Origin of the sequence: Pseudoalteromonas sp. Ld19 (genome assembly GCF_045064135.1) — a bacterium.
GTDB classification, from domain to species: domain Bacteria; phylum Pseudomonadota; class Gammaproteobacteria; order Enterobacterales; family Alteromonadaceae; genus Pseudoalteromonas; species Pseudoalteromonas aliena.
The window spans coordinates 41,239-57,781 of sequence record NZ_JBISHA010000008.1 but is presented as its reverse complement, the minus strand read 5'-3'; the positions used below and the strand labels follow the sequence as shown (position 1 = coordinate 57,781).

The 16,543-nt window shown below is 38.3% G+C and carries 18 protein-coding genes; 10 read left to right on the top strand and 8 right to left on the bottom strand.

Annotated elements, in window-relative coordinates; genetic code table 11:
• Positions 1 to 9: 9 nt before the first annotated feature.
• A complete protein-coding gene (locus ACJJVZ_RS00340; protein WP_405597120.1) occupies positions 10 to 666 on the top strand; it encodes a class I SAM-dependent methyltransferase in 657 nt (218 codons plus the stop codon).
• Positions 667 to 999: 333 nt separating this feature from the next.
• Positions 1,000 to 1,392: a hypothetical protein gene (locus ACJJVZ_RS00335; RefSeq protein ID WP_193156787.1), complete on the top strand. Its 393-nt coding sequence runs from the start codon at positions 1,000 to 1,002 to the stop codon at positions 1,390 to 1,392.
• A 462-nt stretch (positions 1,393 to 1,854) separates the two neighbouring features.
• On the opposite strand, the gene ACJJVZ_RS00330 is transcribed toward ACJJVZ_RS00335, so the two are convergent.
• Positions 1,855 to 2,460, bottom strand: coding sequence for a short chain dehydrogenase (locus ACJJVZ_RS00330; protein WP_405597117.1), 606 nt, complete (start codon positions 2,458 to 2,460; stop codon positions 1,855 to 1,857).
• Between the two features lie 144 nt (positions 2,461 to 2,604).
• On the opposite strand from ACJJVZ_RS00330, the gene ACJJVZ_RS00325 reads away from it, so the two are divergent.
• Both ACJJVZ_RS00325 and ACJJVZ_RS00320 read left to right on the top strand, forming a co-directional pair.
• A complete protein-coding gene (locus tag ACJJVZ_RS00325) occupies positions 2,605 to 3,486 on the top strand; it encodes a LysR family transcriptional regulator (protein ID WP_193156785.1) in 882 nt (293 codons plus the stop codon).
• 126 nt (positions 3,487 to 3,612) lie between these two features.
• Positions 3,613 to 4,071, top strand: a complete 459-nt coding sequence (locus ACJJVZ_RS00320; protein WP_193156784.1) for a hypothetical protein — start codon at positions 3,613 to 3,615, stop codon at positions 4,069 to 4,071.
• Between the two features lie 123 nt (positions 4,072 to 4,194).
• Here the strand turns inward: ACJJVZ_RS00320 and ACJJVZ_RS00315 are convergent, their stop codons facing one another.
• From ACJJVZ_RS00315 to ACJJVZ_RS00300, 4 genes are all read right to left on the bottom strand, one after another.
• Positions 4,195 to 4,635: a GNAT family N-acetyltransferase gene (locus tag ACJJVZ_RS00315; protein ID WP_226894574.1), complete on the bottom strand. Its 441-nt coding sequence runs from the start codon at positions 4,633 to 4,635 to the stop codon at positions 4,195 to 4,197.
• Positions 4,636 to 4,841: 206 nt separating this feature from the next.
• Positions 4,842 to 5,240: an ACT domain-containing protein gene (locus tag ACJJVZ_RS00310; protein WP_405597114.1), complete on the bottom strand. Its 399-nt coding sequence runs from the start codon at positions 5,238 to 5,240 to the stop codon at positions 4,842 to 4,844.
• A 19-nt stretch (positions 5,241 to 5,259) separates the two neighbouring features.
• On the bottom strand, positions 5,260 to 5,823 hold the full coding sequence (locus ACJJVZ_RS00305) for a DUF6942 family protein (RefSeq protein ID WP_405597112.1): 564 nt from the start codon (positions 5,821 to 5,823) through the stop codon (positions 5,260 to 5,262).
• Between the two features lies 1 nt (position 5,824).
• The gene (locus tag ACJJVZ_RS00300; protein WP_405597110.1) at positions 5,825 to 6,280 is read right to left on the bottom strand and encodes a YaiI/YqxD family protein; all 456 of its coding nucleotides are present in this window, start codon (positions 6,278 to 6,280) and stop codon (positions 5,825 to 5,827) included.
• Between the two features lie 130 nt (positions 6,281 to 6,410).
• On the opposite strand from ACJJVZ_RS00300, the gene ACJJVZ_RS00295 reads away from it, so the two are divergent.
• A complete protein-coding gene (locus ACJJVZ_RS00295; RefSeq protein ID WP_282131365.1) occupies positions 6,411 to 6,932 on the top strand; it encodes a lipocalin family protein in 522 nt (173 codons plus the stop codon).
• Positions 6,933 to 7,730: 798 nt separating this feature from the next.
• Here ACJJVZ_RS00295 and ACJJVZ_RS00290 read toward each other — a convergent pair.
• The 3 genes from ACJJVZ_RS00290 to ACJJVZ_RS00280 are packed head-to-tail and all read right to left on the bottom strand — an operon-like array spanning position 7,731 to position 9,990.
• Entirely contained in the window at positions 7,731 to 8,066 is a 336-nt protein-coding gene (locus ACJJVZ_RS00290) for a DUF3325 domain-containing protein (RefSeq protein WP_273050420.1), read from the bottom strand.
• Positions 8,063 to 9,664 carry a PepSY-associated TM helix domain-containing protein gene (locus tag ACJJVZ_RS00285; RefSeq protein ID WP_405597107.1) on the bottom strand — a complete coding sequence of 534 codons (1,602 nt, stop codon included), beginning with the start codon at positions 9,662 to 9,664 and terminating at the stop codon, positions 8,063 to 8,065. Before ACJJVZ_RS00285 ends, ACJJVZ_RS00290 begins: the two co-directional genes overlap by 4 nt.
• Positions 9,661 to 9,990 (bottom strand): hypothetical protein, encoded by a 330-nt coding sequence (locus ACJJVZ_RS00280; RefSeq protein WP_405597105.1) that lies wholly within the window; start codon positions 9,988 to 9,990, stop codon positions 9,661 to 9,663. The genes ACJJVZ_RS00285 and ACJJVZ_RS00280 overlap by 4 nt, the downstream gene beginning before the upstream one ends.
• A 212-nt stretch (positions 9,991 to 10,202) precedes the next feature.
• On the opposite strand from ACJJVZ_RS00280, the gene ACJJVZ_RS00275 reads away from it, so the two are divergent.
• The 5 genes from ACJJVZ_RS00275 to ACJJVZ_RS00255 all read left to right on the top strand — a co-directional run bounded on the left by ACJJVZ_RS00275 (position 10,203) and on the right by ACJJVZ_RS00255 (position 16,064).
• Positions 10,203 to 10,559 carry a VOC family protein gene (locus ACJJVZ_RS00275; RefSeq protein WP_405597103.1) on the top strand — a complete coding sequence of 119 codons (357 nt, stop codon included), beginning with the start codon at positions 10,203 to 10,205 and terminating at the stop codon, positions 10,557 to 10,559.
• A gap of 150 nt (positions 10,560 to 10,709) precedes the next feature.
• Positions 10,710 to 11,291: a uracil-DNA glycosylase family protein gene (locus tag ACJJVZ_RS00270; RefSeq protein ID WP_405597100.1), complete on the top strand. Its 582-nt coding sequence runs from the start codon at positions 10,710 to 10,712 to the stop codon at positions 11,289 to 11,291.
• A 396-nt stretch (positions 11,292 to 11,687) separates the two neighbouring features.
• Positions 11,688 to 12,197, top strand: coding sequence for a hypothetical protein (locus ACJJVZ_RS00265; RefSeq protein ID WP_077535386.1), 510 nt, complete (start codon positions 11,688 to 11,690; stop codon positions 12,195 to 12,197).
• 99 nt (positions 12,198 to 12,296) lie between these two features.
• A complete protein-coding gene (locus ACJJVZ_RS00260; RefSeq protein WP_405597097.1) occupies positions 12,297 to 13,064 on the top strand; it encodes a hypothetical protein in 768 nt (255 codons plus the stop codon).
• Between the two features lie 63 nt (positions 13,065 to 13,127).
• Positions 13,128 to 16,064, top strand: a complete 2,937-nt coding sequence (locus ACJJVZ_RS00255; RefSeq protein WP_405597095.1) for an SdrD B-like domain-containing protein — start codon at positions 13,128 to 13,130, stop codon at positions 16,062 to 16,064.
• Positions 16,065 to 16,543: the final 479 nt, after the last annotated feature.

The following is a 16,543-nucleotide window of genomic DNA, read 5'->3' as shown; positions in this document are numbered from 1 at the left end:
GAGTTTAAAGTGCCAACATTTACAGGCGAAGAAGCAACTCAGTACGATAGCCGCATTACCCGTTTAGTACCTGGTTACGAGCTATTACATCAACTTACTAATGCACAATTACAAGCAACGCTGAGCGACAATGCACATGTTTTAGTAGTAGGGGCAGGCACTGGCAAAGAAATTTTGACACTGGCCTCCCAGAACCCTACGTGGCAATTTACCGCGCAAGATTTATCTGCTGATATGCTGGCGATCGCAAAACAACGCTTTGACGAGCAAGGCATAACAAACCGAGTGACTATTCATAGCGGTTCAGTTGAGACGTTAAACACACAAGCTGATGCCGTTTTATGTTTACTCGTTATGCATTTTTTAGAAGATAACGGCGATAAAAAAGAGTTATTAAAAGCAATTAAAGGAAGCCTTAAAAAAGACGCGAACCTATATATTGCCGATTTAATGCGCCCCGAAACTTCATTTGAGCGCGAAGCACAACTTACAACATGCGCGCAGCTTGGTTTAACAGCAGCAGGGCAAACACAAATGGGGCACAACCTAGAAAGCGAGTTTTACCCGCTTGATAGAATGCGCTTTAGCGAACTGCTAAATGAGTGCAAATTTGGTATTCCAAAGCTGTATTTTAAAGCGCTAGGTTTTAGTGGGTATGTTGTTTAAGTTTATACAAGGCCAAACAAGCTAAATCAGCACCCGCTGTTAAAAATAATTAAACACCGAGCAAATTAGCTCGGTGTTTTTGTATAAATTTCACTACAAGCCAGCACCGCGTTTGTAGGTGAAATATATAATGAAAGCGCTATTTGCAGTTAATAATAGTCTGTAAAGTAAGTTATGCCTTGCCTAAAAAACCACACTCACAGCGACAAGCTCAATTAAAAGTTCAGCCGTCTCAAGTCGAACACACCTAATTAGTGAAGCCTATTTGGTTACTTTTTAAAGTGGTTTGGTATAAGCTCAAATACTCTATCTTTATTTTATCAAAGGACCGTTATGAAATTTGAGCAATTATTAAATAATTTTGATATGGGTATCTGTGTCGAACAACTACAAAAAGAATCACTTCTAGATCTTGCTTTGCTTTTTGTTACCGTGGATGGATCTATTGCTGATGAAGAGCTAAATGTAGTTGAAGCATGGGCACATAAGATAGAGTGGAACTCAGCTATTGAGCTTGATAATTATATGGTAGATATGACTAGGAAATGTGTTTTAGCCGTGCAGAGCGGTGAAATAGATTCATTTATTCAACATCGGATGACACATATTATTGATCAACCAATGAGGGTATTTGTATTAGAACTTCTCAAACAAGTGATTGAAGCTGATGGCATTACCGATGAAAACGAGCTTAAAGCATTAAAAATTGTTGAATCGATTGTTTAATCAATTTTAATTATCAAAAAAATCACTCAGTGGCTGAGCTAAGTTCACAACCTCAGTTATGAGTGATTTAATCATTAACACTCAAATTTCTTACAAAAATAAGTTTTACTGATTAAAATTTGCAGCCAGTTCAAACTTTAACTTATTATGGTTGTTTAATTAAATCTAATTACATTACATAGCTTAAAATAATATGGCCGAATAACAAACTATTCGGCCTGTAACATATATCAATTAAGCTTGGTTTCTGGCCTACAAAGCTTAATATGTGTTTTATGCCTAGGTACCCTTTTACACGTTTTTTTTGTACCAGCAGGGCTTTCAACAGTACTATTTACACTACTTACTGGCACGCTACTGCAGCCAGAAAGAGCGATAGTAGTTAGTATTAATATCAGTACATGACTTTTCATTAGATTTCTCTCAATAACAGACTACTAATTAGACTTTAGGTATGGGCCGTTATGCGTCTACAAAAATAACTTCACCAGAGATAAAGCCATCAACCGAACGCTCAAACGCTTTACCTACAAGTTTACCTGGTACTGGCTGAAAACCTGGCATCATTTCACCGTAAACGCCCCATGCTTCTTCTAGTACGGTAGGGTTAACCACGTTAATACGTGTGCCACGAGACATTTCTAGTGATACACATCTAACAAAGGTATCTATTGCACCGCTAGTTGTTGCATCAGCAATCGCAAACGGAATAGGCTTAACGTTTAAAATACCGCTAATTAACGTAAATGAACCGCCATCAGCAATGTACTTTTGGCCTATGCGTACAAGGTTAATTTGCCCCATCATTTTACTCATAATAGTGCTCATCCACTGGGCTTCGCTCATATCTGCAAACGTTTCGTACTCACATAAACCCACTGTATTAACTACGGCATCAAAATAGCCTACCTTTTTATACAGTTCAGCAATTGACTGCTCACTGGTAATATCAACAATATGATCTACATCGCCAGAGCGACCTGCGGTAATTACTTTGTGCTTAGATAAACCAGTTAATGCCGCTTGACCCATTTTGCCTTGTGTGCCTATTAAAATTACTGTTTTCATTGTTTTATCCAATCATTCGATTCATTGTGTAGGGGCATAGTAAGGGGGTATCTCAACAACTAAAAACAACCATTTCATGTAAGTGGTACAAAAATAATTGGTAATGTAATACGTTAATCATGCTTAAACAACAAGGGCATTACCATGAGTAAGTTAGACAGGCTAGATATAAAACAGCTGCGTATTTTCCAAGCGCTCATTCGCGAAAAAAACGCATCAAAAGCGGCGAGTAAGTTGGGCTTAACCCAGCAAGCAGTGAGTGAGCAACTTAAAAAGCTACGTGATGTGTTTAACGACCAGTTGTTTTTAAGAAAAACAACTGGTTTTGTGCCTACGCCCTATGCTGAGGAGCTATCAGTAGATATAGACAAGCTGCTAAACGACTTTCAGGCATTATTGGCACCTAAAATATTTGACTCAAAAACGGTTAACGGTGCGTTTGTAATAGCCGCTACTGATTACGCACAACAAGTTGTTTTGCCTGCACTTGTAAAAGAGCTAAGAGAACAAGCGCCCAATTTAAAGCTAATAATAAGAGACTTTGAACTCGACAGTCTGCACGATTTAATGGAAAACGGTAAAGTCGATTTAGCAATAGCTTTCCCTGACTACATTCCAAGTACTTACCCCATTGTTAAGCTATTTGAAGAACAACATATTTGCGTTACCTCGCCGAATTCATCAATAGCAGGGACTAGGCCAACCCTTGCACAAATAGCCAGCTATCCAAGCATTATTGCCTCACCTTCGCGTCCAAATTTTAAAGGCTCTATTGACGATTGGTTTAAAAGCTTTGATTTAACACGCAATGTTGTTATATCGGCACCATGTTTTTCTATCGTGCCGATGTATCTAGAAACTACAGACTCCATCGCATTCTTACCCACACGCGCAGTAAGCTCAGAGCTGGTAAAAATTGATTTGCAACAGTTACCAGCCCCGTTTGACGTAATAGCCGCATGGCACCCGCGTTACAGTAAAAATCCGCTTCATAAATGGGTGGTATCAAAGCTAGTTGTTGAGTAAAAAAGAGTATGTTTAATTTCACTACATACTTTTACAGTTTCTGACAGCTACAAACAAAGTTCCCACATATTTTTTATGCTCTAATGCTTATTATTTCCCTATTAAAATGATCAAAAGGAACTCAACATGAAAAAATATTTAATCGCTGTATTACTGCTAACCGGTTGTGCTTCACAAGGTGTTGACCGCAACAATCAAAATCATATCGTTAAGCGCTACTATGCATCACTGCAATCAGTCCAAAAAGTAACTCTTTCATCAGAGGTAGGAACTGGTATTGCTGCTGGGGCAGGGTTTGGTTTTGTTGATGGCTTAGATGGTAACACTGAAGACATGGTGGGTGGTGCAATCATCGGTGGCCTAGTTGGAGGTTTGTTTACTGCTCTATTTGAAGGCGGTAACACAGCATACGAATATAAATTATATGCAGCTAAAGAAGGGGAGTTTACTGTTATTCAAAAACAAAAACTCGATAACAGTACGCAATGTGTAGTCATAAACGCAGGCAAAAAAATAACGCTTGAACCTGTAGACAATAAATATTGTACACCAAACCTAATCATCAATAAAACGGCTGGTATATAATAGTATTAGCCATTTTATTTAAGGTTACTAAGAGCTCAGTAATCCATTAAGCACTTAAAATACAACCTAGTGAGAGATTGAATCTTGAACGCCCTCCAGTACTGAGCACTGCATATTACTTTACTATTTCATGCGGTTTAATTTATTAAGCTTTATTTGCATAGGCTGATATATTAGTCCCGCAGATTCAGAAATATTACCTACACACTCGAACCCATAATTAAGATAAGCTTGTACCGAAGTTAAAGAGGCACTTACTGTTATTGTGTCACTTCTAGCATGTGCAAGCACTCTTAAAATCAACGATTTACCGATCCCCTTTTTTTGACAACTAGGTGCAACAAAAAGCATCGCAATGTGACGACCAGCTTTGAGCTCTATAAACCCAACTACCTTGCTATTACTTTCGTAAACACACATTTCATTGTCTGCCGCCATACGAGCTTCTAAATTTTCTAAAGATATAATGCTTTGAAACGTCTTAATACCTTCAGCTTGAAGTGTAGGTGCCACAGAGCTCATAAATGCATCAGTACATACAGTTCTAATGGAATATAGATCCATTGAGCAAACTTTTCTTATAAACATTAAAGAGCCTTTTAAACTTAACTAATTTTAAAACTATTTTTCTTATAGCTAAACCATATCCGAGTTTATTTATTGATTCAATTACTTAGTTGTCTCTTCATTAGGATGTAGTTATTCCCCATAAATAGACGATAACGTAGCATTAATGCCAAACAGTCTGCTGCAAAATAAATCATGAAAGGTCAACACGGCCTAATCTCTTTTAGCGCATCCAACGCAGCTTGTGCTTTATCTGTTTGCACAAAAATATGGTCGTGATAAAACGCAGCTACCACATTAGCGCTAATGCCATGCTCAGTTAGCTTTGCAGATACCGCAGCCGTTAACCCAACGGCCTCTAAGCTTGAATGTACGTTAAGGGTAATTAAATTATATTTACCCTCGTAAGTAATACCTGCTTTATCGGCGGTTTCAGCTTTCAAAATAAGGGTTAGCCCTTCTTCTTCAACGTAAGTGGCCAGTGGCTCTAAGTGAACATAATCAGCCAATTTTCCTACTAAGCAACAAAAAATATACTCGCCTTGCTTAAGCGCTGGCTGCATTGATTTTAATAATTCGTTTAACTCTAAAATTCCGGCCATGGTCGTTCCCTACAATATATTATTTAGTGACTTTTAGCTGCGCGACTAGCTCGCTTAATCTCGCTATTTTTATATTACTTAGTTGCCTGTAATCAAAATACGGGCACACAATAATGTTGTTACTGGTGTCTATTGCAAACTCATCGTCAAGCCAATCAAAGTGTGCATGTAACTTACCTTGTTGTAATAAGTTTTTAGCGTGCGTACGACCGGCAATTATGTGTAGCTGATTTTTATTACTAGGAGCTTTATCTGCACAAGTACTAGTAATGTTCGGCGCGCTAAATAGCAGGGCGGTTTTACTGTTTTTTTGTAGTAAATACTCATCGCGATATTGTTGCCAAGTAGATGCTTGTTTGGCAAATGAGTAATGCTCACTTGGCAGAGCGAACAACACTTTGGCGTAGACGTTAAATACCTTGCGCCAACCATTACCACAGTGCTGGTTTATGGTATCTATTTGTTCATTTTGGACCGGCTCAAGGCATTTAAGGGTTTCAAAAAACGGCATTGGCGGCGCTTTTGCTATGTATACAGCCACGCTAAATTGCGTATCACCTAAGCCAACTAATTGTGTGTTCAAGTTAGTTAGCCTTGTTTTGCGCTAAAATACGGTCGAGGTTATTTGCAAAGTTTTGACGGTCGGTTTGGCTAAGTGGCGGCGGCCCACCACTCATTTCTACGCCACTTGAGCGCATGGTATCCATAAAGTCGCGCACGTTAAGTATTGAGCGGATATTCTCAGTGGTATAAAGCTCGCCACGTGGATTAAGCGCTTGCCCGCCGTTATAAATTACTTCACTTGCTAGCGGAATATCGCCTGTAATAACTAAATCACCTTTTTCAACACGTTTTACTATTTCGTCGTCGGCTACATCAAATCCCGACGATACTTGAACGCGGCTTATGTATTTTGACGGCGGAATACGCATTGCGTGATTAGCCACTAAAATAGTCTCGATTTTCATACGCTCTGCAGCTCTAAAAAGTATTTCTTTTATAACAACAGGACACGCGTCTGCATCTACCCAAATTTTCATGCTATGGTCATTTTTATTGCTTTAGAATTAATATGATCCTATAGCAAATTTTTTTAATCGGCTAGCAAACTTTATATCCATCTATATTTAGATAATACGTACGATTTATGTAATTAAAAAAGGAGCTTACATGAAGGCTATAAAATACGGTTTACTTATTACGGGGTTGTTTTTTCTTAGTGCCTGCACCAGCCCTCCTGAGGGAATAACACCCGTTAAAAACTTTGATATACAAAAATATAAAGGCAAATGGTTTGAAATAGCGCGTCTTAATCACTCATTCGAAGAAGGTATGGAGCAAGTTACCGCGACTTATTCAATTAACGACGACGGCACAGTAAAGGTCCTTAACAAAGGGTATTTAACGGATGATAAAAAATGGGATGACGCTGAAGGCTTAGCCAAGTTTGTTGAGGGCACTGACACTGGACATTTTAAAGTCTCGTTTTTTGGTCCATTTTATGGCGCTTACGTGATTTTTGAGCTTGACCAACCCGATTATCAATATGCATTTATAACCAGTTACAACAAAGATTACTTGTGGTTTTTGTCGCGTACACCAACGGTTAGCAAAAAACTTAAAAAGCACTTTTTAACTAAAGCTAAAGAGCTAGGGTTTGCTACCGATAAAATAATTTGGGTAAATCATTAGGGTCTGTTTATCTTTCGAGGCTGAATTTGCAGCAGACTGCTTGGTATTTAGGCAAGGCAGAGCCTATATAGTGTGGTATTCCCCATAAATAGGCGATAACGCAGCATAAATGCCAAACATGCGCTGCCCGAAGGGCTGACGAATCCCCAAAACGTGACAGGCACAGCAATTTATGATCTTATGTAAATCACCACAACCCACATAAGTCACAACTGCTATGCCTGACACATCAGTTTGCCATAAGTACTTTAAACATGCATTAGCCAAGCAAGTCATAAAGCTATGTAAGAGACGTATTACACAAAGCTATATAGAAAAAAGTTTAAAAAACTTTATTTCTAATTATCAAAAAGAGGCCGCTGGATAAAGTGGGGATCCCTCAGCCCGAAGGGTTCTGCCTAGGGGGAATTTACTCTTTGTTGCTCGGTTTTTATTTATTCTTACAAGGATGTAAGCCATTAGAGTAACGCAGGAGCAGTTACCGAGCCCACTAGGTTACAAACCTCGCGCCGCAATTAAATCGCCCCCTAGATAGAACGAATTTCAATCCTGAAAGGTCAACAGACCCTACTATGTAAAGGGAGTTTACAGTGAGTTGTAGACGCTTTTAAAGTATTAATAAAAGAGTTACCTAACTGTAAAGTAACTTAAATATATTATGGTTATATTGTGTACTTGCCGTGAGACAGCAAGTATTGGAAACACTAAATATCCCCTATTGTTGGCAAGCTATATAGCTTGCCATTTTTTTTGCCTAATATGTGGAAAAATAACGGATCACGTTTTTACTAACTAAGGCTAGTTTAACGCTAAATACAACCCGCTTAGTACAACTAATACGCTATTTAAAACACTAAACAACTTTACGTAGCCTACTAAAAAATTATAAAAAACCATTATAATCAATACACTCAAGCTCATGAATCCACAAAACAACAAAGCCCCGTAGCTTCCTTGCGTTACTACACAAAACACTAAACTTAGTAAAATACTGATCCAAGCGATGAGTAACAGCTTTTTACTCTGTAACTCAGTGGGGCGTTTTTTAAATACATCTTTAAAATGATTGAATTTAGCCAATGCAAAACAGTTAAAAGCAAACAAACAAAGGCTAAAAAGTAATAAATCAATCATATATTTTGATCCTTTCGCTTTTTATTTACAATGTGATTGCTTCGCTTTGTAGGTTGTTTATGAGTACGTAATTTTTCGGTTTGTATAAAAAACAATATACTAAATAGTAAAAATAGTGCATCAAAAGTAAATAAAGCCCACTGTTTGTGCAGTAAATAACTAACTATATTGTCGTTGGTGGTAAGCGCATTCACAACAGGTACGCTTAAACACGCTATACCATTTATAACCGCCATAATTTGCCACTGACCTTTACCACGCTTTAATAACGCAATAACAGCAACTGCTAACCACGTTAAGAAAAATGCGAGAACTTCTTTATCTGCACGTGCTGTAATTTCTGGGTTTAGTATTCTGTTAGCTAAAAAGAATGCGCAGGTCGCCAATGGTAACCCCATTAATGTAGCCAAGTTTAATCCTTCAACCAGCTTTAAACCAAGTGACGGTTTTGCATCGGCTTTCATACGATCGCGTATGCGCTTTGCCCACATTATACAACCGGAGCCAATCATTACGCAGCCAGCAACACCGCCTAAAAAATAGAGCCACCGCAATAGTGGATCGGCCAAACGACCGGTATGAAGCGAGTTCAACGATTCGTAAAGTGCTTTACTGGCTGTTAAGTCATCATCAGTTTTAGCAACGAGCTCTCCCGAGGCCCCACTAAATATTAAACGTGGGGCTTGATCTCGGAGTGTTTTACCTGAACTGACCAATACTGTGATTGTTGATGACGCCATATTAGGATTGCTCACTTGTACACGGGTAATATCAGCATTTGGCCACTTAGTATAAACCTGATCCAAAATACGCTGTATTGGTACCATTGCCGATCCGCCTTTGGCTTTATCTGTAATGGTATTGCGAGGCGTTACATCATTAAAAAAATCGCGCATGCCGTTATCATACGTCGTTTGCGCAGGGTAGGGGAACAACATAAATATAAGTGTAATCATACCAGTGTAGGTAATCATTAAATGAAAAGGCAGGGCAAGCACAGAACTTAAATTATGAGCATCCAGCCATGTGCGGCTGCCTTTATTGCGTCTAAAACTAAACATATCTTTAAAAATACGTTTATGAATAACTACACCCGATATAATCGCAATTAGCATAAATAAGCTTGCAAAGCACACAAGCCATCGCGCGGTTATTACATCAATGTAATGTAAATCAAAATGTAGACGATAAAAAAAGTTACCGCCTTTGGTCTCTATAAATGGCTCAAGCTTTTGCATTGTATTAGGGTTTAACTGGGTGTTTTCAAATTTACTGCGGCGCTGGCCTGGCTCTTTTGGTTTTGCATAGCCATATACTAGATAAGGAATACGCGACTCTGGAAGCGTAATACGCCAGCTTTGTGAATTAGCCCCTTGAGTAGCTAAGTAATCAAACCCTGTAATTATTTGCTGTTGTTGCGCTTCAATACGTTGTGCCTGAGTTTGCACATTATGAATAGCTGGTTGGTTCCATAAGCTTATCTCGTCTCTAAAAAAACTAAGTGTTCCAGAAAAAAATATTAAATAGAGTAACCAACATACCAATAACCCTACCCACGTATGCAACCAAGTCATTGACCGAAAAAAACTGTCCTTCATAGCCAGTCCTTCAATGCAGCTAATAAACTAACTTGTGTCCCCGTGCTTAGTAAAATACTGATCCAAACTGTTTTTAAAGATTTTACATAAAATGCATAAATAAAAACGAGTGCATAAATCAAAATACTTAACGATACACATAGCAACACCGCATCCGATTTAGCCAGTGGTAATAAAAAACTTAACAAAGACGTGCTCGCTGCTGTAAAAAAATAGCCGCCTACAATGGCAATAAAAAAGCGTGATAGCACTAAAAACTGGTAGTTAAAGCTAGAAGAACGTTTGAAAATTTGTGAAAACTGCGCACTAAGCGATTGTGCCTGCATAATGAGTTAGTCCCTTAAATACAGAGAGTAAAAATTTAGGCGCTATTATATAGCTTATAAATACAAAAGATAGTTATTCTCATTTGAAGCATTTAAGCTTTCACGATTCAAACTTAGTAAAATACTGATCTAAAATATAAAGGGGATATTTGATTAGCAGCCCACTAAGGTTTAAGGTGGTTTACCATTAATTTATAAATGCTTTAATAACGATGAACAATAATGAAAAACTAAATTATGTTGAGTTTCCTGCATGCGATTTATTAGCCACTAAATCTTTTTTTAGCCGTGTATTTAATTGGCAATTTACCGATTACGGCCCTGAATATACGGCGTTTAGCGGCCAAGGGCTTGATGGTGGTTTTTTTTACGCACCGCTTAAATCGCTCACTCAAAATGGCGCTGCACTATTGGTTTTTTATAGTAACGACATTCACGCCACATATCAAAAAGTAGAGTTACATGGAGGTAAAATTTTAAAACCCATTTTTGAGTTTCCTGGTGGTTGCCGCTTTCACTTTACAGAGCCAAGTGGCAACGAATTTGCTGTATGGGCTGATAAGCAATAGATTTTTAAAGGCTTACAGCTTGGTAGCGGTTAAAGATCACGATTTTACTAACTAAAGCCCGTTTAAATTAAAATAAACCGATTTTTTACCAACTCATTTGTTCTAAACGGCTATTTAGAACAAATATTGAGCATTTAAGGCCAAATAAACATGAATACCCGCCAATTATTAGAACAAGTTAGTAAATGCGTGATCTGTGCTCCTCACTTGCCTTTAGGCGCTCGCCCTGTAATACAATTTAACCCAAATGCACGTATTTTAATTGCAGGCCAAGCCCCAGGGATAAAAGTTCACGAAACAGGGGTTCCATTTAACGACGCAAGCGGAAATCGCCTACGAGAATGGCTTGGCCTCACAAATGATGAATTTTATAATGAAAACAATATTGCAATTTTACCTATGGGGTTTTGCTACCCAGGGAAAGGAAGGTCGGGGGACTTGCCGCCCCGTAAAGAATGCGCATCCGCATGGCGCGAAAAATTATTAGCTCAACTGCCAAATATTGAACTAACAATAATACTTGGCAAGCATGCTCAGGCATACCATTTACCCCATACTAAAAAACAGCCATTAACGCAGTTAGTAAAATCGTGGCGTGAGTATTGGCCAAGCTATTTAGTACTCCCCCATCCAAGTCCGCGCAACAATATTTGGCTTAAAAAGAACCCGTGGTTCGCACAAGAGGTGCTGCCAGAAATTAGTGAAAGAGTGAGCTCAATACTTACACTATAGGGCATTTCAAACTGTTAAATAAAAGCTGAGTACAGGTGCATTTTCATTGTTCTGCATAATATTGAGTAATCAAAATGCCTCATTCAAAGCATGTTTTTTTGCAGCTCATTATTTAGTGTTCACGAGAATGTTAAAATAATAGTTCCTTTCTAACCTTAAATTACTCCGTAAAACAGAGTCAATAAATAGATACGAAACATTTTTACATTCGTTTGTTAATACTTTACTATTAATAACTGATCTATAAGTACAATTAGTTAACAAATAAATTGAATATTGTATTCATTAAAGTTAAGTTAGCATTAATGGATTACAGCCGCTTATCTAATTAAGTCCGCATATGGAATACAAGGAAGTAGTAGTAAGTATAATAATTATTTAAAAAACGGATAAATTATGAATAAAAAAATTTTTGCAGCAACTGCTTTACTAGCAATGACGTCTACTTCTTTACTAGCATCTAGCGAAACATTACAAGCAAGTGTAAATGGCTGGAGCGAACCAACTTTTGTAGAAGATAACGCTGTTCATTTTGGTAAAATTCGTTTAGCAACGGGTTCAACTTGTACAATGGATAATGCCGGTGCAGTAACAGGCGATTGTGACGCTTCAGATGCAAACATTCAATTGGGTGGCGTAACCGTTTCTGGTTTGGCTCCAAATTCAGCAATGAACATCACTGTATCTGGTAGCACAAGTGCAAACCTTACTTTTGCTCCAGTAACGACTGCCACTGATGGTACTACATCTGTAACAACTGCAAATACTGTTGCTTCTCCATTTACTACTGATGCAAGCGCAACAGATATCGTAATTGGTGTTTATGGCGCTATGACTGTAGCAGCCGATCTTACAGCGGGCGATCTTTATGCTGTAGATTACACGGTTGATGTATCTTTCCAGTAATATTATTTATTATATTGTTATAGCCCTCGGTTATTAATAATATAAATTGTGTGGAGCATAACGCTCCACATTTTTTTTATCATGTTGTTGAGTTGTCTCATGAGTTTTAAATTTTTTCGTTGGGCAACGTTTTGCCTAACCCTCCTATTGCCTCAAATTTGCAGTGCAAACCTTTCTTTATCTGAATATCGTTTATATTTTGATGGACGTACTAAAAATAATTCATTAATGATTAGAAACACTTCTGATAAAAATCTCGATTTCAAACTTAGTCTCACGCACAAAGATATGACCGAAGAAGGCTCACTAATCGATGCAACGCCTAAGCAAGTAGAAGGGCGATCTGCAGCTGGCATGTTACGATTTTCTCCACGCCGTGGTTCTATTGCACCAAAAGGTATGCAAGCGATAAGAATGACGGTGCGAAAAAAAGCAGAATTACCCGCAGGAGAATACAGAGCAGTACTTAAAATAGTTGCATCTGAAGCTCCCGATCCTAATGCCGTAGGTATAACTATACGCCCTAAAATTTCTTACAGCGTACCGGTTATTGTTCGCCATGGTCAGTTAGAAGCTGACTCACAATTAATAAACCCACAGCTAATTAGCCAAAATGGTCGACCGACTATTATGTTTTGGCAAACACTAACAGGTAATCGTTCGCTATATGGCAACTTTGAACTGACAGATAGCAATAACTTACCTGTCGGAGAAGTAACAAACGTAGCTGTTTATACGCCTTTATCGCGTCGTAAAGTCTATATATCGTTGCAACAGCCTATTGTCGGTCCGCTGACACTTAAATACACAGAAAACCCCCAATATGGTGGCAATATTGAGTTAGCAATACCCGTTAATATTCAATAGCACGTGTTTAAGCTAAACGCCTTGCGTTATAGCGCGTTAATTAGTTTGTTGCTCTGTGTTGTTATGCCTCAAACATTATTCGCTAATGAGCAAATGCCTCTTCATCAATGGCCTATTGATGAAGAGGCATTCGTGATCGTAAATGTAAAAGTAAATGGCCGATCGGTTGTATCCGACTTAGAAGCTTACTACACGCCATCAAATAAGCTGTTGCTACCAATAAGTGTTCTTAAATCAACGATGGGCATTAACTTTAGCGTTACCGAAAATAGCTTAACTGCAACAGTTGACGCAACTGAGCTAACGCTAAGTTCAACTTTGCTAACAAAACTACCGGTAACACCAACAGCATTTTTTTGGGCTAAAGATGATTACGACTACTACGTAGACTTATCCGTTATTAATACGCTTTTACAAACCGACTCAATATTTGATTACTCGCTCATGCAAGTCACCTTTATGAGTGATTTATTAAGCACCACAAATGATAAAAAAAGCACAACAGTCACACATAAGCAGGCTATAGCCCCGCAATATGATCACTTTATTGAAGATCAATACCGTTTACTAACATACCCAATTTCTGAGTACACGGTTTCATCAAGTGCCACATCTAAGCAAGCACGTTATAAGGGTTTAATTAGGCTCAACAGCTATTTTGATTTATTTCACCATCGAGCAGAGGTTCGGTTTAATAAAAATGAAAACAGCGATAATACGTTTTTTAAAATTAGCAAAGACTTTAGCTTAACCGATGAAGATCATTCATTAGCACGCATTCATTACCAATTAGGTGATATTCAATCTCAATCAGATCAACTCACAACAGCTTCAAGCCAAGGTCGGGGCATTTATATCTCAAATGCCGATCCACGCTCAGCACAAAATTTTTCATCAATCACCATTGAAGAACCCGCTTTACCCGGCTGGCAAGCTGAGCTATACCGCAATGGGCAATTTTTAGCGACCACACAAGCAAATGACGATAACTTAGTTAAGTTTATCGATATAGAAACATTTTACGGCAATAATATTTTTGAAATAAAGCTCTTTGGCCCACAAGGTGAGCAAATCACACGCACTCAAAAATATACAATAGGGCAAGATGCTCTAGCACCAGGAAAAATAAGCTACCAAGTTGAGTTACTTGAAACAGATAAAAGCGTATTTAATAACAAGCAAAGCACTCAAAATAAATTTAGTGACACGTTTAAAGCCAGTGTTTCATATGGGATCAGTGAAAATTTAACCTATGATGCGCAAATCACTCAACTAGGTACTGATGAGCACACTCGCTATATATCATCAGGGTTAAATATACTTACCGAGCATGGCAGCTATCGACTCTTATCTACCAAACAGCTTAATGCTGGCAATGCTTATTATGCAGGCTTCAGGGGGTTATTCTCTAGCGATTTTTATAACGATGTCAACGTCAATTTAGAATATACCGCCTTAGATGATTTTTCGAGTGCATTGTTTTTGCCACAAAGTAATGCACTTAAAAATAGATTGTCGGTTAGTTTAAATGACCGTTCTGATTCGTTTGACTCTTTAAATTGGAATATGAAATGGCTTAACGAAACCCGTGAAAGTAAATCAAACAAAAATACATTTTCATTTGGTATCAATAAAAATCATATTGGTGGCACATGGGCTGGACGCCTTTTTTATGATGACCAAGAGGATAAGCTAACCAATCAGCTTTATTCATCTATCGATATTGCTTCTTGGAAATGGACAAATACACTTGATTGGCTGCCTATAAATGGGGGAGACCTAATTAGTCTGCGCAGTAATTTACGTTGGCCGCAAACACAAGATTCCTTCAATCAAACCCAATTGTCGTATAACCCCAACTCATCAGCGACCACGCAATTAAGCCATCAATATACTTACCGCTATGATATTTTTAATGTTCAAGTTTCAGGTCAATACGATAGTCGTGGAGACTGGCGCGTGTCATTAGGTTTAAACGGCACATTTAGCTTTGATCATCTTGAGTTAGATATGGTATTTGACACTCCAAGAGCTCTTAGCGGCGGACAACTTGAAGCATCTGCTTTTATTGACTGGAACGAAAATCGAATATTTGATCAAGGTGATGAAGCATTAGAAGACGTACGCTTTACCGGTAATTATTTATGGCGAAATAAATTCACAAACAATACAGGCAAAACACTACTGCCAAGCAGTCACGGCGGGCAAGTTTTAGAGGTCGATTTACGCACTTTACCAAATCCATATTTGCAGCCTGTACTTGGAAAAATAAAAACCTACGCTCACCGAGGGGGTCAGACTAAAGTTAATGTACCAATGGTTATTTTTAATGAAGTAGAAGGGACTGTTTATTTTGCAAATAATGATAAAAGCAAACCTGTTTCAGGCGTAACCGTTTTTTTAAAGCAGACCAATGGCGACAAAGAATACACAACAACTACCGAATACGACGGATATTATTATTTTTCTGATGTAAGCCACGGAAGTTACAAAATTGAAGTTGAAGCAAATACATTAAATATAAAAAATCTCGTTGCTAAAAACTTACCCGAGCGCGTTATTACCTCTAAAACGGGTGATACTATTATTTTAAAAGATATCGTTCTACAACCTAAAAACAATACAATAAACTCAATAGAGTTAGCTGATAAGCCATCAGAAAAATCTTACTTTGTTCAGCTTGGTGTATTTAAAAAGTTTGAATCGGCAGTAATAGTAGCAAAAGAGGTTGACTGGCAAGCGCATCCTTTAAAATTATATAAACATCAAAGCCGAGACAGTTACTACTTGGTGACAGGCCCTTATGCAAACGCCCAAGACGCGCAAAAAACGATTAACCATGTCTACTCAACGCCTGCATTACATGGCAGTTTTATGGTCGATGCTAGACGATATGCATCCACTGATTGGCAACTGATAGGCGCATGGGGAGAGCAAAAAAGGACACGCAAGGGCTGTACTTTTGCCAATACGCCGCGTACACCTCTAAAAAAGCAATAAAACCTCAATTGATAAAAGCTGATTTTCCATTGTTCACTATCAACAGAAATATTAGGGCGTGTTGACCTTTCGTGATTAATTTTGCAGCAGTACGTTTGGTATTTAGGCAAGGCAGAGCCTGTGGTGTGTGGTTGTTCCCCATAAATAGGCGATAACGCAGCATAGATACCAAACATGCGCTGCCCTTTGGGTTCTTTCTAGGGGCAATTTACTCTTTGTTGCTCGGTTTTTACTTATTCTTACAGGGATGTAAGCCATTAGAGTAACGCAGGAGCAGTTACCGAGCCCACTAGGTTACAAACCTCGCGCCGCGATTAAATCGCCCCTAGATTGAACAAATTTCAATCCACAAAGGTCAACACGCCCTAATGGTAAAAAGTATTTTTTATTACTCTCAGGCCCACACATACAACAGTCACAGAGCGCATGTAGCACTTTAACTAGTCGGCAAATAAACGAAAGCTCTAAACCAATAAAAA

Coding starts and splice junctions, on each gene's coding strand:
- ACJJVZ_RS00335 (WP_193156787.1), top strand. CDS start 1,000: ATGAAATTTGAGCAATTATTAAATAATTTTGATATGGGTATCTGTGTC.
- ACJJVZ_RS00330 (WP_405597117.1), bottom strand. CDS start 2,460: ATGAAAACAGTAATTTTAATAGGCACACAAGGCAAAATGGGTCAAGCG.
- ACJJVZ_RS00325 (WP_193156785.1), top strand. CDS start 2,605: ATGAGTAAGTTAGACAGGCTAGATATAAAACAGCTGCGTATTTTCCAA.
- ACJJVZ_RS00320 (WP_193156784.1), top strand. CDS start 3,613: ATGAAAAAATATTTAATCGCTGTATTACTGCTAACCGGTTGTGCTTCA.
- ACJJVZ_RS00315 (WP_226894574.1), bottom strand. CDS start 4,635: ATGGATCTATATTCCATTAGAACTGTATGTACTGATGCATTTATGAGC.
- ACJJVZ_RS00310 (WP_405597114.1), bottom strand. CDS start 5,240: ATGGCCGGAATTTTAGAGTTAAACGAATTATTAAAATCAATGCAGCCA.
- ACJJVZ_RS00300 (WP_405597110.1), bottom strand. CDS start 6,280: ATGAAAATTTGGGTAGATGCAGACGCGTGTCCTGTTGTTATAAAAGAA.
- ACJJVZ_RS00295 (WP_282131365.1), top strand. CDS start 6,411: ATGAAGGCTATAAAATACGGTTTACTTATTACGGGGTTGTTTTTTCTT.
- ACJJVZ_RS00290 (WP_273050420.1), bottom strand. CDS start 8,066: ATGATTGATTTATTACTTTTTAGCCTTTGTTTGTTTGCTTTTAACTGT.
- ACJJVZ_RS00285 (WP_405597107.1), bottom strand. CDS start 9,664: ATGAAGGACAGTTTTTTTCGGTCAATGACTTGGTTGCATACGTGGGTA.
- ACJJVZ_RS00280 (WP_405597105.1), bottom strand. CDS start 9,990: ATGCAGGCACAATCGCTTAGTGCGCAGTTTTCACAAATTTTCAAACGT.
- ACJJVZ_RS00275 (WP_405597103.1), top strand. CDS start 10,203: ATGAACAATAATGAAAAACTAAATTATGTTGAGTTTCCTGCATGCGAT.
- ACJJVZ_RS00270 (WP_405597100.1), top strand. CDS start 10,710: ATGAATACCCGCCAATTATTAGAACAAGTTAGTAAATGCGTGATCTGT.
- ACJJVZ_RS00265 (WP_077535386.1), top strand. CDS start 11,688: ATGAATAAAAAAATTTTTGCAGCAACTGCTTTACTAGCAATGACGTCT.
- ACJJVZ_RS00260 (WP_405597097.1), top strand. CDS start 12,297: ATGAGTTTTAAATTTTTTCGTTGGGCAACGTTTTGCCTAACCCTCCTA.
- ACJJVZ_RS00255 (WP_405597095.1), top strand. CDS start 13,128: ATGCCTCAAACATTATTCGCTAATGAGCAAATGCCTCTTCATCAATGG.